At 68.9% G+C, this 14285-nt stretch carries 12 protein-coding genes and 3 tRNA genes; 6 read left to right on the plus strand and 9 right to left on the minus strand.

Annotation, left to right across the window (positions count from 1 at the left end):
• Nucleotides 1-203: 203 nt before the first annotated feature.
• From IE157_RS03570 to IE157_RS03580, 3 genes are read left to right on the plus strand one after another with little or no spacing between them, the layout of a single operon-like run.
• Nucleotides 204-1010, plus strand: coding sequence for an exodeoxyribonuclease III (locus IE157_RS03570; RefSeq protein ID WP_064846570.1), 807 nt, complete (start codon nucleotides 204-206; stop codon nucleotides 1008-1010).
• Nucleotides 1011-1013: 3 nt separating this feature from the next.
• Nucleotides 1014-1928 carry a hypothetical protein gene (locus IE157_RS03575; protein WP_193519112.1) on the plus strand — a complete coding sequence of 305 codons (915 nt, stop codon included), beginning with the start codon at nucleotides 1014-1016 and terminating at the stop codon, nucleotides 1926-1928.
• Between the two features lie 38 nt (nucleotides 1929-1966).
• Nucleotides 1967-3745 carry a glycoside hydrolase family 13 protein gene (locus IE157_RS03580; protein WP_193519113.1) on the plus strand — a complete coding sequence of 593 codons (1779 nt, stop codon included), beginning with the start codon at nucleotides 1967-1969 and terminating at the stop codon, nucleotides 3743-3745.
• An 81-nt stretch (nucleotides 3746-3826) separates the two neighbouring features.
• On the opposite strand, the gene IE157_RS03585 is transcribed toward IE157_RS03580, so the two are convergent.
• The 5 genes from IE157_RS03585 to IE157_RS03605 form a co-directional block, all read right to left on the minus strand.
• Nucleotides 3827-4285, minus strand: a complete 459-nt coding sequence (locus IE157_RS03585; RefSeq protein ID WP_193519114.1) for a hypothetical protein — start codon at nucleotides 4283-4285, stop codon at nucleotides 3827-3829.
• A 386-nt stretch (nucleotides 4286-4671) separates the two neighbouring features.
• Nucleotides 4672-4744, minus strand: a tRNA-Phe gene (locus IE157_RS03590).
• 75 nt (nucleotides 4745-4819) lie between these two features.
• Nucleotides 4820-4893 (minus strand) — tRNA-Asp (locus tag IE157_RS03595).
• Between the two features lie 89 nt (nucleotides 4894-4982).
• Nucleotides 4983-5055 (minus strand) — tRNA-Glu (locus IE157_RS03600).
• 215 nt (nucleotides 5056-5270) lie between these two features.
• The gene (locus IE157_RS03605) at nucleotides 5271-6218 is read right to left on the minus strand and encodes a universal stress protein (protein ID WP_064846457.1); all 948 of its coding nucleotides are present in this window, start codon (nucleotides 6216-6218) and stop codon (nucleotides 5271-5273) included.
• Nucleotides 6219-6379: 161 nt separating this feature from the next.
• Here IE157_RS03605 and IE157_RS03610 point away from each other — a divergent pair, with 161 nt between their 5' ends.
• Nucleotides 6380-7741, plus strand: coding sequence for a D-arabinono-1,4-lactone oxidase (locus tag IE157_RS03610; RefSeq protein WP_238400041.1), 1362 nt, complete (start codon nucleotides 6380-6382; stop codon nucleotides 7739-7741).
• 38 nt (nucleotides 7742-7779) lie between these two features.
• Here IE157_RS03610 and IE157_RS03615 read toward each other — a convergent pair whose 3' ends face one another.
• Nucleotides 7780-8874 (minus strand): LLM class flavin-dependent oxidoreductase, encoded by a 1095-nt coding sequence (locus tag IE157_RS03615; protein ID WP_193519115.1) that lies wholly within the window; start codon nucleotides 8872-8874, stop codon nucleotides 7780-7782.
• 164 nt (nucleotides 8875-9038) lie between these two features.
• A complete protein-coding gene (locus tag IE157_RS03620; protein ID WP_404820559.1) occupies nucleotides 9039-10520 on the minus strand; it encodes an FAD-dependent oxidoreductase in 1482 nt (493 codons plus the stop codon).
• 134 nt (nucleotides 10521-10654) lie between these two features.
• Here IE157_RS03620 and IE157_RS03625 point away from each other — a divergent pair, with 134 nt between their 5' ends.
• Nucleotides 10655-12115, plus strand: a complete 1461-nt coding sequence (locus IE157_RS03625; protein ID WP_193519117.1) for an NCS2 family permease — start codon at nucleotides 10655-10657, stop codon at nucleotides 12113-12115.
• A gap of 71 nt (nucleotides 12116-12186) precedes the next feature.
• On the opposite strand, the gene IE157_RS03630 is transcribed toward IE157_RS03625, so the two are convergent.
• Together IE157_RS03630 and IE157_RS03635 are read right to left on the minus strand one after the other, a co-directional pair.
• Nucleotides 12187-13113 (minus strand): spermidine synthase, encoded by a 927-nt coding sequence (locus IE157_RS03630; RefSeq protein WP_193519118.1) that lies wholly within the window; start codon nucleotides 13111-13113, stop codon nucleotides 12187-12189.
• An 81-nt stretch (nucleotides 13114-13194) separates the two neighbouring features.
• The gene (locus IE157_RS03635; RefSeq protein ID WP_193519119.1) at nucleotides 13195-13548 is read right to left on the minus strand and encodes a thiamine-binding protein; all 354 of its coding nucleotides are present in this window, start codon (nucleotides 13546-13548) and stop codon (nucleotides 13195-13197) included.
• 155 nt (nucleotides 13549-13703) lie between these two features.
• Between IE157_RS03635 and IE157_RS03640 the strand changes: the two genes are divergently transcribed.
• Nucleotides 13704-14180 (plus strand): glycosyltransferase family protein, encoded by a 477-nt coding sequence (locus tag IE157_RS03640; RefSeq protein WP_193519120.1) that lies wholly within the window; start codon nucleotides 13704-13706, stop codon nucleotides 14178-14180.
• Nucleotides 14181-14285 lie beyond the last annotated feature (105 nt).

Genomic DNA, 14285 nt, shown 5'->3' on the forward strand with positions numbered 1-14285 from the left:
CATAAGCCCTCGTGGAAGGACGACCTCGTGGGCGACGCCGCCACACAGAACCCGGGCGCCGCCGCATCCGTGGCCCCGGACGCTCGCGGCCGCGACGTCGTCGTCGTTTCCCGGGTGTTCCCGTGGACAGCTGCCGCCGCGCACCCGGGCCGTGCCCGCCCGCGGTTTCCCAGCGTGGGCCGCGGCTCGCTACGGTGGACCCCATGAGAATCGCCACGTGGAACGTGAACTCCATCCGCGCCCGCGCCGACCGCATCGAGGCGTGGCTCGACCGCTCGGACGTGGATGTCCTGGCCATCCAGGAGACCAAGGCCAAGGACGAGAACTTCCCATGGGAGCTGTTCGAGTTCGCGGGCTACGAAGTGGCGCATTTCGGCGTGAATCAGTGGAACGGCGTCGCCATCGCGTCCCGCGTGGGGCTCAAGGACGTGGAGCGCACGTTCCCCGGTCAGCCCACGTTCGGCAAACCCGGCCAGGAACCCGCCCAGGAGGCGCGCGCAATCGCCGCCACGTGCGACGGCGTGCGGATCTGGTCCCTCTACGTGCCCAACGGCCGCGGCCTGGAGGATCCCCACATGCCGTACAAGCTCGAGTGGCTGCGCGTCCTGGAGGGCCACGCCGAACAGTGGCTGCAGGAGGACCCGCAGGCCCAGATCGCACTTGTGGGTGACTGGAACGTGGCCCCGCGTGACGAGGACGTGTGGGACATCCAGCTCTTCCGCGACGGCGGGTACACCCATGTGAGCGAACCCGAGCGCGCGGCCTTCAACGCGTTCATCGAGGACGCCGGGTTCCAGGACGTGGTCCGCGAGCGCCACCCCGGACCGGGCGTGTACACGTACTGGGACTACACGCAGCTGCGCTTCCCCAAGAAGGAAGGCATGCGCATCGACTTCCAGCTGTGCTCCCCCGCGCTCGCGGCCCGTGTGCAGGACGCGTGGATCGATCGCGAGGAGCGCAAGGGCAAGGGCGCGTCCGACCACGCCCCGGTCGTCATCGAGATCGACTGAGCCATGCCCCTGATCAACGTGGGCAGCGCCTACCGCAGCATCACGGGCCCGCCCATGCGCTTCGCGCTGCGGATCTACGTGCCCCAACAGGATCTCGACGCCGCCTACGCACCCGGCATCCCCCGCGCCCTGGACCCCTTCACCGCGGGCGTGCACGAACTTTCGGAGCAACTGGCCCGACTGTCCGACACCTCCCAGCCGTTGCTCCCGCCCGCACGCGAGCCGCTGTGGACCATGCCGTTCTCCACCGCACCCGCCGGTTCACGGCGCCTGCCCGGACCCACCGGCGACTTCCCGGTCTTCCACCCCACGCAACGGCTGCGTCGATCCCTTCGCCTGTTCACGGCCGCGGAGAACGACGACAGCGCCCAGTTGCTGCCGCTACTCGTTCCGGAGAAGCAGGTCAGCGACGCTGCGAAGGCCACGTCCCGCGAGACCTTCGACCCCGTGTACACCCGTGAGTCCGCGTACGTGGTCCCGCTCGCGTGGTTCGCGGCTTTCGCCCCAGAGGACCACGTGACCTCCTACCACTCCGGGCACGAGGTGCACCGACTCATCGCCCCCGCGGACACCGCCGCGCGCCGGGTGATCCAGGCCGCCCAGACCGTGGAGGACGCCGCTCAGCAAGCCTCGGGGGGCGCTGACGAGCACGACCTCCCGGACGAGGCGCGCCAGGCTGCGGCGTTCGCGCAGGACCTCACCCGCCTGGGGCGGTGGCTGGGCGCGTTCAGCGCTGCCTCCGTGGTGAGCCTGGACTACGGGTCCATCGCGGATCGGCTCCAGCCGGACGAGAGCCCCCGGGACATGGCGGACGCCGTGGAACTGCTGCGCGAAGGGGATCTGGCGGCGGCCACCGCGGCGCTACGCCGGATCTTCATGCGCTGGGCCCCGATGGCCCACTTGCAGCAGGCGAACTGAGGCGGGGAGGGGCGGCGGGTGTGTGGCCCCCGCGGTAGATGGGTAGCCTGGATCCCGTGACTTCCGACCCCGTAACGCACCCCGACCAGACCACCTCGGCCCCGACGTCTGGCGGCGGCACGAACTCCACCACCGGCACGGAATGGTGGCGTGACGCCGTCATCTACCAGGTGTATCCCCGCTCCTTCAAGGACTCCAATGGGGACGGCATGGGGGACCTGGGCGGGGTCACCCAGAAGCTGCCGTACCTCAAGCACCTGGGCGTGGACGCGGTGTGGCTCTCCCCGTTCTACCTCTCCCCGCAGCACGACGCCGGGTACGACGTCGCGGACTACCGCACCGTGGATCCGCGCTTCGGTTCGCTCGAGGACTTCGACCGGATGCGGGAGGAAGCGCACCGGTTGGGCCTGAAGATCATCGTGGACCTGGTACCCAATCACACGTCCGAGGACCACGAGTGGTTCCGGGCCGCCCTGACCTCCGAGCCGGGCTCCCCGGAGCGGGACCGCTACATGTTCCGCGAGGGCAGGGGCGAGAACGGCGAGGAGCCGCCCAACAATTGGAAGTCCTTGTTCGGGGGCCGGGCGTGGACCCGGGTGCCGGACGGGCAGTGGTATCTGCACCTGTTCGATTCTTCCCAACCAGACCTCAACTGGGAGAACCCGGAGGTGTGGGAGGAGTTCCGGGCGATCCTGCGGTTCTGGCTGGACCGCGGGGCGGACGGTTTCCGGGTGGACGTGGCCCACGGCATGATCAAGGCCCCGGGCCTGCCGGACTGGGACGAGCAGGTCCACATGGTCGAGGGCACGGATGCCCAGGGCGCCCAGGACGAGCCCGACGGCCCCAGCAAGACCATGGACACCGGCCCCTACTTCGACCAGGACGGGGTGCACGAGATCTACCGGGACTGGCACACGGTGCTTCAGGAGTACCCCGGTGATCGCATGCTCGTGGTGGAGGCATGGGTGGGCCCCGCCGAGCGCCTGGCTCGCTATGTGCGCCCGGACGAGGCGCAGCAGGCCTTCAACTTCGACTTCCTGGTGGCCGGGTGGCATCGCGACCGCATGCGGGACACCATCGAGATCTCCCTGCGCGCCAATGCGGCCGTGGGCGCGCCGTCCACGTGGGTGCTCTCCAATCACGACACGGTCCGCCACGCCTCGCGCTACGGGTTGAGCTCCCGCACGGCCTACCCCAACGGGATCGGCGCGCAGGACGAGCAACCACACGCCGGTCAGGGGCTGCGCCGGGCGCGCGCCGCCGCCCTCGTGGAGCTCTCCCTCCCAGGTTCCGCGTACATCTACCAGGGCGACGAGCTCGGTCTGCCGGAGCACACCGAGTTGCCGGATGCCGCGCGGCAGGACCCCACCTTCCATCGCACCGCGGGTTCGGAGCTGGGGCGCGACGGCGCTCGCGTCCCCCTGCCGTGGGCTCCCGTGGGTAACGGGCTGGGTTTCGGTCCGGATCCGTGGTTGCCGCAGCCCGAGTCCTTCGCTGGGATCACGGTGGACCACCAACTGGGTGACCCGCAGTCCACGCTCAACCTGTACCGCCGGGCTCTGGAACTCCGGCACGACCTGGAACTGGGCACGGCCGAGTTCGCGTGGCATCCCCTGAGCGAGGGTGACCAGGACGTCCTCGCCTACACCATGTCGTGCGGGACCGGCGAGACCGTGCTGGTGGCCGCGAACCTCGGGGAGAACGAGATCGGTTTCGACGAGCTCTCCCGCGGTGAGCTGCTTCTGGCAAGTGGCCAGAGCGCCGTGGTCAACGACCGGTTGAGCGTGGACAGCGCGGTCTGGCTGCGCCTGACGTGATCCCCACGCCGAGGCTGACCCCCGTCTAAAGGGCGAATCCCGGGGCGAATGGCAAAACGGATCTCGGAACGGACCTCGGGATCAGTGGCGCGGTGTGCTCGCGCAATTAGCCCGCAACCACGACTCGGCCGGCTCCAACGCCCGGTGGATCCGCACGGCCTCCGAGGGCTGGAGGGTGGCGCCGGCGCCGTCGAGGATGTCCCGGACGTCGTCGAACGCCGGACGCACCTCGGCGGGGAGCTTCCCACGGAGCCGGCTGACGGACTCAAGGGCCTGTTCCAGGGTGTCCTCGTTCGCGTCCTCGTCCTCGCTGCGATCGGTGAGGGGCAGCAGCTCCAGCCCGCTGTAGACCTCGGCCACGTCGAAGCACGTCTGGGTGTCCGCGGGGCTCGCGGACGGCGCGCGGGGCGCGGGGGCGCTCGCGGACGGCGTGATGGGTGAGAGTTCGATCGTGGTGGTCTGGCCCTGCCGCGCGCCACACGCCGCGAGGAGCACGATGAGACCGGCCCCCGCCAGCAGTGCGCGCACTTGGTGATTCACAGCTGATCCTTCCGATCCGGCCACCCGGGTCCGTCCGATCCGGCGTCGGGTCCCGCTGCGACGACGACGCCTCTTACGGCCGTCCGCGCCGTCGGAACCCGCTGCGCTCGCTGGCCCAGGGCTGCTGGACCGATGCAGCGGAACCGCGCAGTCCTTCCGCAGCGTGCGCGAACGTCCCTCTCCACGCTAGGGTCCCAACCTCGGCGCACCCTGGAGGTCGGGTGCACGCCACCACCACGCCACCAACCCGCAGCAGTGCTGGTCGAAGATACCGCCCGGCCCATGCCGAGCTACTTCGAGGGATCCGCCCGGCGCACGTCGGGCCGCTCCGAGAAGCGGGAAGACATGAAGAAACCCCCGCGTGTAGAAGCCACGCGGGGGTTCAGTGGCTCCGACCGGCGTCGATCCGGTGACCTTACGATTTTCAGTCGTACGCTCTACCAACTGAGCTACAGAGCCAGGCACGTTCCCGGAGGCAACCTCCGGTGATATGCCGCAACGGCGCGAAAAGTTTCCTTTTCATCGCCGCTTGAGCGACCCTGACGGGACTTGAACCCGCGACCTCCGCCGTGACAGGGCGGCGCGCTAACCAACTGCGCTACAGGGCCTTGATTGTTTCCAACGAGTGAATATCCTACCAGGACGAACGACTCACTGTGCAAATCGCTCACCCCGCGGTACCTCTCACGGGAAAACGTACCCCCAACGGGATTCGAACCCGTGCCGCCGCCGTGAAAGGGCGGTGTCCTAGGCCGCTAGACGATGGGGGCTAGAACGCCGTCCGAGCATCACCAGCGGCAATATCGGACGATGGACCGTGAGTAGCTTAGAGGCAAACGGCTCGGTTGCACAAACCCGCGCGGTGTCCCGCCGGGCCTGCGCACGCCGCGGAACGGCGGGGATGGCACCCCGGGGGGCGGCACCCCGATGGGGCACATCGCGTTCGACACCAGGCGTCGGCACCGAGCAGCGGCGCCGCGTCGATTCAGATCGCGACGTCCGGTCTGTCCGAGAGTCGCGGGTCCCGGATGCACGGCACAATCATGGCCGGCCCGGCACTGTTGTGCAGCACCCCCTGGGACGTGGAGCCCAACAGCATGCCCGCGAATCCGCCGCGACCGCGGGTCCCCGTGACCACCAGTTGGTTCTGGGCCGAACGTTCCACAAGGACGTGGATGGGGGATCCGTCCACGAGCTCGCCGGTGATGTCCAGGTTCGGGAAGTGCCCGCGCAGCCACCGCACGCCGGCGTCGATCGCGGCCTGGATCTCCCCGCGCAGGTTGTCGAAGTCCACGGGCGAGGGCAGCCACGCGGAGGATCCGGAGTCCGACGGCGCGGCGCACACCACGGTCAGCGGCACCCCGAGCTGTTCGGCCTCCTCCGCGGCCCACAGCATCGCGGAACTCGCCTGTTGGGAACCATCCGAGCCCACGGTCACACCGTCCACGAACGCCTGACGGCGGCTCACGTTCTCGTGCAGTTGGTACTCCCTGCCCCACTGAAGGGGGATGATGCCCACGGGGCAGTGCGCGTGGGCGGGCACCGCGGTGGACACCGAACCCAGCAGGCGGCCGATCAACCCGCCCCGACCGCGGGAACCCAGGACCAGCAACTGGGCGTCCTCGCTCAGTTCGAGCAACACGTCGGAAGGGTCCCCGGCCTGGACGGTGGACCGGACGTCCACGTCCAATTCGGCCACGCGGCGTCGTGCCTCGCCCGCGAGGTCCTCCACGGCACGGTTCATGGCGGTGTCGTCGAACGCCGCGTACCCCACGTCGAACGTGGACCCGCCGAACATGGGCACGGAGTAGGCAGTGACCATGTGGAGGGGCGCGCCGCGCCGTCGGGCCTCACGAGCGGCCCAGTGCAGGGCACCCATGCTCTGCTCGGAACCGTCCACACCCACGACGATCTCGGCCTCACGTGCGTTCATGGTGCTCCCTCCCTGGGCAGGATGTCCTGGTGCCAGCCTAGTCGTGTGCTCCCCCACACCGCGGAGGCGGTGAGATGATGGACGAGCCCCGGGGCGTGCTCCACGCAGCGCGTCCCGGAGGACGACATCGAGGGGCCGAGCCCCCGGAACGGAGGCGAGCCATGAGCGCAAGAGCCGAGCACCCCACCATGACGGCGCAGGTCAGGGGCGGCACGTGGCGGTCGTGGGGCGGCAACCTCACCGTCGAGCCGGCCGTGACCGTGCGCCCCACGGACTCGGACCAGGTGCTGCAGGTTCTCCAGGAGGCCGCCTCGCAGGGCGTGGCGGTGCGCCCGGCCGGGTCCGGGCGCAGCTGCTCCCCTCTGGTCCCCACCAAGGGCGTGCTGCTGGACACCTCGGCGCTCAAGGGTCTGGTGTCCGTGGATGAGGACCACCAGCGGGTCACGGTGTTTGCCGGGACCACGCTGCAGGAGCTGAACCTGGCCCTGGAGCAGCACGGGCTGGCGCTGGCCAACCTGCCCGACTCCTCGCACATGAGCGTGGGCGGAGCACTGGCCACGGGCACCCACGGCACGGGGCTGGGCCAGCCATCGCTGGGCGGGCAGGTGGTCGGGCTGAGCCTCGCAACCCCGGGGGGCGAGCTGATCTCCTGCTCCGAGACCCACCGCCCCGAGCTGCTCGACGCCGCCCGGGTGAACCTGGGCGTGCTGGGCGTGGTGGTCTCCGTGACGTTCCAGTGCGTCAACGCGTTCCGGCTGCACTGCGCCGAGTTCCGCGAGCCGATCGGATCCCTGCTGGACACCATGCAGGAGCGGATGTCCGCCGCGGACCACTTCGAGTTCTCGTGGATGCCGGGCACCACCGTGGCCCACACCCGCATCCTGAGCCGGTTGCACCGCCTCCCGGACACCTACACGCGCCCCGCCTCGCTCATCTCCCGGGCGCTGCGACGCACGGACGACGCCGTCCTGCGCACGTCCCTGACCGCCGGGCTGGGCCGCGTGGGGAACCTGATCCCGCGTGCGGTGAGCCGGCTCAACCGGATCGAGTCCCTCGCGGAGAGCTCCCGGCGCTACACGGACGTGTCCTACCGCGTGTTCACGGTGGCCCGCCCGGTGCGCTACGTGGCCGCCGAGTACGCCCTACCGCTGGAGGCCACCGCCTCCGCGGTGCGCGAACTGCGCACCCTGGTGGACGCGCACGTGTACGACCTCGCGTTCCCCATGACCGTGCGCTGCTCCCCGCCGGACCAGGGGCACCTCTCCCCCGCGGGAGGCCGGTACACGGGGTGGATCAACCTGCGCCAGTACGGCCGACGACCCAGCCAGACCTTCCTCACCGCCGCCGAGCAGATCCTTGTGGACCACGGCGGCCGCCCCCACTGGGGCACACTGCACACCCGCACCGCCGAGGAACTCGCGCCCCTCTACACACAGTGGGACGAGTTCCTCACTCTGCGCGCCGCCATGGACCCCCAGGGCACCCTGCTCAACCCCCACCTCCGGAGGCTGCTGGGACTCTAATGCCCGCTCGTTCCGCCCCTACGCGGAGCCTGCACTGCTCAGAGCAGACCGTTGGCTTCGAGGAGGGGACGGACGCCTTCCCCGAACCAGTAGGCCTCTTCGAGGCACGGATATCCGGAGAGCACGAACTCGTCAATGCCCGCGGCAACATACTCCCCCATGAGGTCGGCCACCTCCTGGTGGGACCCCACCATGGCCGTCCCCGCTCCACCACGCAGTAGGCCCACTCCTGCCCACAGGCCGGGGTGGACCTGCAACTTGGTCGCGGAACCACCGTGCAGATCCAGCATCCGGCGCTGCCCCTCGGACTCGGAACGGCGCAGCGCTTCCTGCTGCTCCTGGATCATCCGTTCGTCCACGCCCGCGAGCATGCCCTCGGCCACCGCCCATGCCTGAGCCGACGTCTCCCGCGAAATGGTGTGCAGACGGATGCCAAAGCGCACGCCGCGTCCGCGTGCCCTGGCGAGTTCACGGATCCGGTCGATCTTATCCTTCGCCTGTTGCGGTGGTTCGCCCCACGTGAGGAAGACATCCGCGTGTTCCGCAGCCACGGTGGCCGCAGCTGCGGAGGAACCCCCGAAGTACACCTGCGGACGGGGCGCAGGCGGGAAGTCCAGCCTGGCCTGCTCCACGGCGAGGTGCTCACCTCGGTAGTCGAAGGGTGGCTCGTGATCCCACAGACGGGACACGATGTCCAGGAACTCTCCGGTCCGAGCGTAGCGACCGTCTTTGTCCAAGAAGTCCCCGAAGGCGCGCTGCTCGGTGGACTCCCCTCCGGCCACGACGTTGACGTTGAGCCGTCCCCCCGTGAGGTCCTGGTACGTGGCCGCCATCTGGGCCGCCAGGGTGGGGGACATGGCTCCGGGACGCAATGCCACGAGGAACTTGAGTTTTTCCGTGTGCTGGGAGATGGCGGCCGTGGTCAACCAGGCGTCCTGGCACCACAGGCCCGTGGGCGAGAGCACGGATTCGAAACCGTTGTATTCCGCCGCCTGCGCCACCTGCACCAGATAGGGCAGACGCGGCCCACGCAGGGTCTCCGTGGCCTGAATCCTCGCCCCGTGGCCTCCGCCCACGATGCCGCGAGAATCCGACGCGGTGGGGAGGAACCAGTGGAGGGAAATCGGGGCCATGGGAAACACTCCTGTCGTAACTGTTCGGTCCAGGCCACGCTACGACTGGCGGAGCTGAGACTCACGCGTCACGTCACTCAAGGACACACAACCGATCCCACCCCGCGCCTGGGCGGGCGTCGACCCAAGGGCGTGCAGGGGAGGGGAGGACGACCCGATGGGCGCTACTGCTGGACAGCTCCGCGGGAGACCGCCACCATCTCCTCCCGCTCCACGACCTTGACGCGCTCGCGGGGGTTGCCTTCGGCGTCGTGGGAGGACTGCCCCAGGCTCTGTTCGTACTCGTCCAGCATGAGCCAGCCGTCCCACGTGGTGTACTGCACACCCTTGTCCTCGAGCAGTTCCACCACGGCCTCGAGCTGCGGGTGATCCGGATCCGCGAGGGACGCGCGGTCCTCCATGATGTGGTTCACGGTCTCGAGGGCGTCCGACTTGGTGGCCCCGATCAGACCCACGGGGCCGCGCTTGATCCAGCCCGTGGCGTACACGCCGGGAACCGGGGAACCGTCCGCCTCGATCACGCGGCCCTCCTCGTTGAGGATCACCCCGCGTTCGGGATCGAACGGCAGCTCGGGCAGGGGCGAGCCCAGGTACCCGATCGCGTGGTAGACGGCCTGCACGGGGAACTCGGTGTACTCGCCCGTGCCGGTCACGGAGGCGTCCCCGTTGAGCCGAGTGCGTTCCATGCGGATCGCGCGGACCTTGCCGTTCTCGTCCCCGAGGATCTCGTCCGGGGTCTGCAGGAAGTGCAGGTGCAGGCGGCGGGACGCCGTCTTGGGGGAATCGTCCTCGCGCCACTTCTGCAGCGTCTTCATCATGACCTTGATCTGGTTGTTCTCGGTCATGGCCTTCTCGGAGGCCTCGTCGAACTGGAAGTCGTCGTCGTAGACCACGATGTCCACGTCACGGGACTTAGCGAGCTCACGCAGTTCGAGCGGCGTGAACTTGATCTGGGCCGGACCGCGGCGGCCGAAGATGTGCACGTCCGTGACCGGGGACTTGCGCAGCCCTTGGTACACGTTGCCCGGGATCTCGGTCACGAGCATGTCCTCGGCGTGCTTGGACAGCACGCGAGCCACGTCCAGGGCCACGTTGCCGTTGCCGATCACCGCGATCTCCTTGGCCTCGAGCGGCCACGTGCGCGGGTAGTCGGGGTGGCCGTCGTACCACGCCACGAAACGGGCGGCGCCGTAGGAGCCGTCCAGGTCCGCGCCGGGGATCTGCAGCGGCGCGTCATTGACCGCACCCGTGGCGAAGATCACGGCGTCGTAGTGGGTCAGGAACTCCCCGAGGGTGATGTCCTTGCCGTACTCCACGTTGCCGAAGAACCGGATGTCACCGCGGTCCAGGATGGAACGCAGCGCCGTGATGATGCCCTTGATCCGGGGGTGGTCCGGGGCCACGCCGTAGCGGATGAGCCCGAACGGGGTGGGGTAACGGTCGAACAGATCCACGCTGACCTCGAGCTCACCCTCACGGACCGCCTCGGTCTTGGTGAGCATGTCCGCGGCGTAGATGCCGGCCGGGCCTGCGCCGATCACGGCCACGCGCAGCGGACGTTGGGTGTTGGAAGTTGTCACGGAATTCCTTTCGACGCGCACGCATGTCTCACGTGCTTGCGGGGACTGCCTCCACGGTAGTGACATCAACTCATTAGTGCCTAAACACGGGCGGACGAACGAGCATCTGCGGAGGGTGCGAGCGGCGTCGACGTAGTATTTCTACACAAACACCCCCGCCGTTGTCGGTGCTCCCTGCCCAGCCGTCCGTGAGGATCCCCATGTCGTCAAGCACTCCGCCAACCACCCGGACCGAACCACGAGGCGGACTGGACCGCTACTTCTCGATCACCCATCGCGGCTCCACCGTGGGCCGCGAGATCCGTGGTGGCGTGGCCACGTTCATCGCCATGAGCTACATCGTGGTGCTCAATCCTCTCGTCCTGGGTTACGGCGAGGACGGCGCGGGCAACGTCCTGGGCGGTGAACGTGTCGCCGCGATGACCGCACTCGTGGCTGGCGTGCTGACCATCCTCATGGGGTTGTGGGCCAAGTCCCCGTTCGGCATGGCCACGGGTCTGGGCGTCAACGCGTTCCTGGCCGTGACGATCGCCACGAACCCGGGGCTCACATGGCCCGAGGTCATGGGTCTGGTCATCTGGGCCGGTGTGATCATGGTGATCCTGGTGCTCACCGGGTTCCGCACCGCCGTGTTCAACGCCGTGCCGGACTCCCTCAAGACCGCGATCGTGGTGGGGATCGGGCTGTTCATCGCACTGCTCGGTTTCGTCAACGCCGGCTTCGTGCGGCGGATCCCGGACGCCGCCCACACCACGGTTCCCGTGCAACTGGGCAACGGCGGTCAGCTGTTCGGCTGGCCCACGCTCACGTTCGTGGTGGGGTTGTTGCTGACCGTGGCGTTCGTGGTGCGCAACGTCAAGGGCGGGATCCTGATCTCCGTGGTGCTCACTACCATCCTGGCGCACGTGTTGGAAGCGGTCTCCCCCGCGGGGTCCGCGACCGAGAACCCTCACGGCTGGTCGCTGGTGGTACCCGCCAACCCCGAGGGTCTGTTCGCCCTACCGGATCTGTCCCTGATCGGTGCGGCCGCGCCCATCGACGCGTTCCGTCAGCTCGGGGTCATCGCGTGCGCCCTGTTGATCTTCACGATCCTGCTCTCCATCTTCTTCGATGCGATGGGCACCATGGTGGGCCTGTCCCAACAGGCGGGTCTCGTGGACGCGAACGGACGGATCGAACGCGTGGACCGCGTGCTGCTCGTGGACGCGCTGGGCGCGGTGGCCGGCGGTACCGGTTCCGTGTCCTCGAACCAGATCTTCGTGGAGTCCTCCACGGGTATCGCCGAGGGCGCCCGCACCGGTCTTGCCAACGTGGTCACCGGCGTGCTGTTCCTCGCGGCCATGTTCCTCACCCCGCTCGTGAACGTGGTGCCCTTCGAGGCCGTGGCCCCGGCCATGGTGGTCGTGGGCTTCCTGATGGCCCGCAACGTGGTGCACATCGACTGGAGCGACTGGGGTGTCTCCGTCCCCTCGTTCCTGGCCTTCGCCGTCATGCCGTTCACCTACTCGATCGCCAACGGCATCGGCGCGGGCTTCGTCTCCTACGTCTTCATCCGCCTGGTGCAGGGCCGCGCCAAGGACGTGCACCCACTCATGTACGTGGTGGCGCTCGCCTTCGTGCTGTTCTTCGGTATGGGCGTCATCGAGGGTTGGACGCGCTGACGTCACCCGTCCCCTGACGACGACGCCGCTCCCGCCCTTCCGCACTCAGCCCCCGCGGGTGCCGTGGCGGGTCACGCCTCGGAACCGTTGCCGGGTGGGGGCATCGGGACCGGATCCGCGGGCTTGTCGTGCCACGGCTGGGCATCCCCCGCGAACTCCCGGCACCACGCGGTGTCCTTGTACTGCGCGGGCAGGGAACCGCCCAGCAGCTCCTTGGCGAGCGCGGCGGCGTCGGCGGAACCGGCCGCGGGCAGGGCGGCGCGGGAGGCTGCGAGCACCACGTTGCCGTAGCGGCGGCCCTTGAGCATCGCGGGATCCGCGACGGCGGCCACGTGCTCGAAGACCTCGAGCAACGCGGCGATCTCCGCGCGCGTGCCCTTGAGGTTGCGAGTGTCCCCCACGTTCAGCACGTAGATCCCGTCCGGGGAGAGCACCCGGTCCACGTGCCGAGTGAACTCCACCGTGCGCAGGTGTCCCGGGGTCTGCTCCCCCGCGAAGACGTCCCGCAGCACGACGTCGCGCGAGTCCTCCGTGAGTGTCTCCGTGACCTCCCGGGCCTCGCCCGCGCGGATCCGCAGCAGCGGTGCGCGGGGCAGATCGAGCCATTCGCGCACGAGGCGCGTGAGAGCGGCGTCGAACTCCACGACCACCTGCCGCGCTTGCGGGTAGCGCCACGCGAGGTAGCGGGCCATGGAACACGCGCCCCCGCCCAGGTGCAGGACCCGCAGCGAGGTGGGGTTCAGATGCGTGCTCACGTGCTCCTCGATCACGGTGGAGAACCAGCGCATGTACTCGAACTCGAGCTGGTCCGGGCGGTCCGGGACGATGTGCGAGGACGGCACCCCGTTCACGCGCAGCAACCACGCTCCCGGCACGTAGGGATCCCGCTGCAGCTCCACGGTGCCGGTGTCCGTGATCCAGGTGCGCCCCACGAGCCCCGGGGCGTCCGACGACGCACCGATCGCGTCCGCGCTCTTCTTCCGGTTCTTCCTGCTCACCTGTGTGACGTCACCCGCGCGCTCACCCGTTCCTGCTCACCCGTGCGCGCACCCCTGGGTGCTCGCCGGGCGGGGAGGCCTCTAGTTGTCACCGGTCGTGATCCCGCGCCGCTCCTGGGACCTGCCGAGCTCGTGAGTGTGCAGGGCGGACTCGAGGCGCTCCACCTTGCCCGCGAGCTCACCGGTGTGACCGGGGCGGATGTCCGCCTTGAGCACCAGGGACACGCGCGGACCGTACTCGGCCACCGCGGCCGTGGCTTCCTTGACCACAGCCATGCACTCGTCCCACTCGCCCTCGATCGTGGTGAACATGGAATCGGTGCGGTTGGGTAGCCCGGACTCGCGCACCACGTGCACCGCCGCGGCCACTGCGTCGTGGACGGAGGCGTCCGGGTTGTCCCCGCCGCTGGGAGAAACTGAGAAGGCAACCAACATGGACCCAGTCTCGCACCGATCCGTCGCGGGTGACAGAGCGCGTGCAGCACCGCGTGAGGACCTTCTTCCGAAGTAGTGCCGCGGCGCGAGCACTCCCCTGGCCATTCGAGAGCGGTGAGAAGATGGTGCCCAGCCTCACCCGTCAAGAAAAGCACATGTCCCGGTTCCTGCTGGCCATCACCCCGTTCGCGGGCCACGTCTTCCCCATGCTGGGGTTGGCCAAGGGCCTCCTGCGCCGGGGGTATGACGTAGTCGTGTACTCCGGCAGGAAATATGAGGCCACGGTCTTGGCCGCGGGGGCACGATTCCTGCCTTCTTACGCCGCACAGGATTTCGACGACACCGACCCGGAAGCCACGTTCCCCGCCATGGCCAGGGCATCGGGCCCCTCCGTGATGCTCACGGATTTTCGCGAACTGTTCGTCGGCACGGCCCCGGGCCAGGTGCAGGACATGCTCGACGCGCATGAAAAAATGCCATTCGATGCCGTGGTCGCGGAAGGTACGTGTTTCGGCGCGGAGTCGTTCCACGAACTACGCGGCGTTTCGTATGCGACGGTTTCGTTGTCGCTGCTCGGTTTGCCCAGCAAGCACCCCCTCCGGGGACCCCCTTCAAGCCGGGGCGCACCGTAGTCGGCCGCACACGCGATGCCGTAGTGCGAGCCCTGTGGGAGCACACGCTCGCTGCCCAGTTCCGATCGCTTCACAACCGGGCGAGAACGGCGGTGGGGCTGGAGC

The sequence above is a fragment of the Kocuria marina genome (genome assembly GCA_014652975.1).
GTDB lineage: Bacteria > Actinomycetota > Actinomycetes > Actinomycetales > Micrococcaceae > Kocuria > Kocuria marina.

Excerpts from the sequence above, each read along its gene's own strand:
- IE157_RS03625 (WP_193519117.1), top strand. The coding sequence starts at position 10,655 with ATGTCGTCAAGCACTCCGCCAACCACCCGGACCGAACCACGAGGCGGA.
- IE157_RS03575 (WP_193519112.1), top strand. The coding sequence starts at position 1,014 with ATGCCCCTGATCAACGTGGGCAGCGCCTACCGCAGCATCACGGGCCCG.
- IE157_RS03620 (WP_404820559.1), bottom strand. The coding sequence starts at position 10,520 with ATGTCACTACCGTGGAGGCAGTCCCCGCAAGCACGTGAGACATGCGTG.
- IE157_RS03605 (WP_064846457.1), bottom strand. The coding sequence starts at position 6,218 with ATGAACGCACGTGAGGCCGAGATCGTCGTGGGTGTGGACGGTTCCGAG.
- IE157_RS03635 (WP_193519119.1), bottom strand. The coding sequence starts at position 13,548 with ATGTTGGTTGCCTTCTCAGTTTCTCCCAGCGGCGGGGACAACCCGGAC.
- IE157_RS03615 (WP_193519115.1), bottom strand. The coding sequence starts at position 8,874 with ATGGCCCCGATTTCCCTCCACTGGTTCCTCCCCACCGCGTCGGATTCT.
- IE157_RS03610 (WP_238400041.1), top strand. The coding sequence starts at position 6,380 with ATGAGCGCAAGAGCCGAGCACCCCACCATGACGGCGCAGGTCAGGGGC.
- IE157_RS03580 (WP_193519113.1), top strand. The coding sequence starts at position 1,967 with ATGGGTAGCCTGGATCCCGTGACTTCCGACCCCGTAACGCACCCCGAC.
- IE157_RS03570 (WP_064846570.1), top strand. The coding sequence starts at position 204 with ATGAGAATCGCCACGTGGAACGTGAACTCCATCCGCGCCCGCGCCGAC.
- IE157_RS03640 (WP_193519120.1), top strand. The coding sequence starts at position 13,704 with ATGTCCCGGTTCCTGCTGGCCATCACCCCGTTCGCGGGCCACGTCTTC.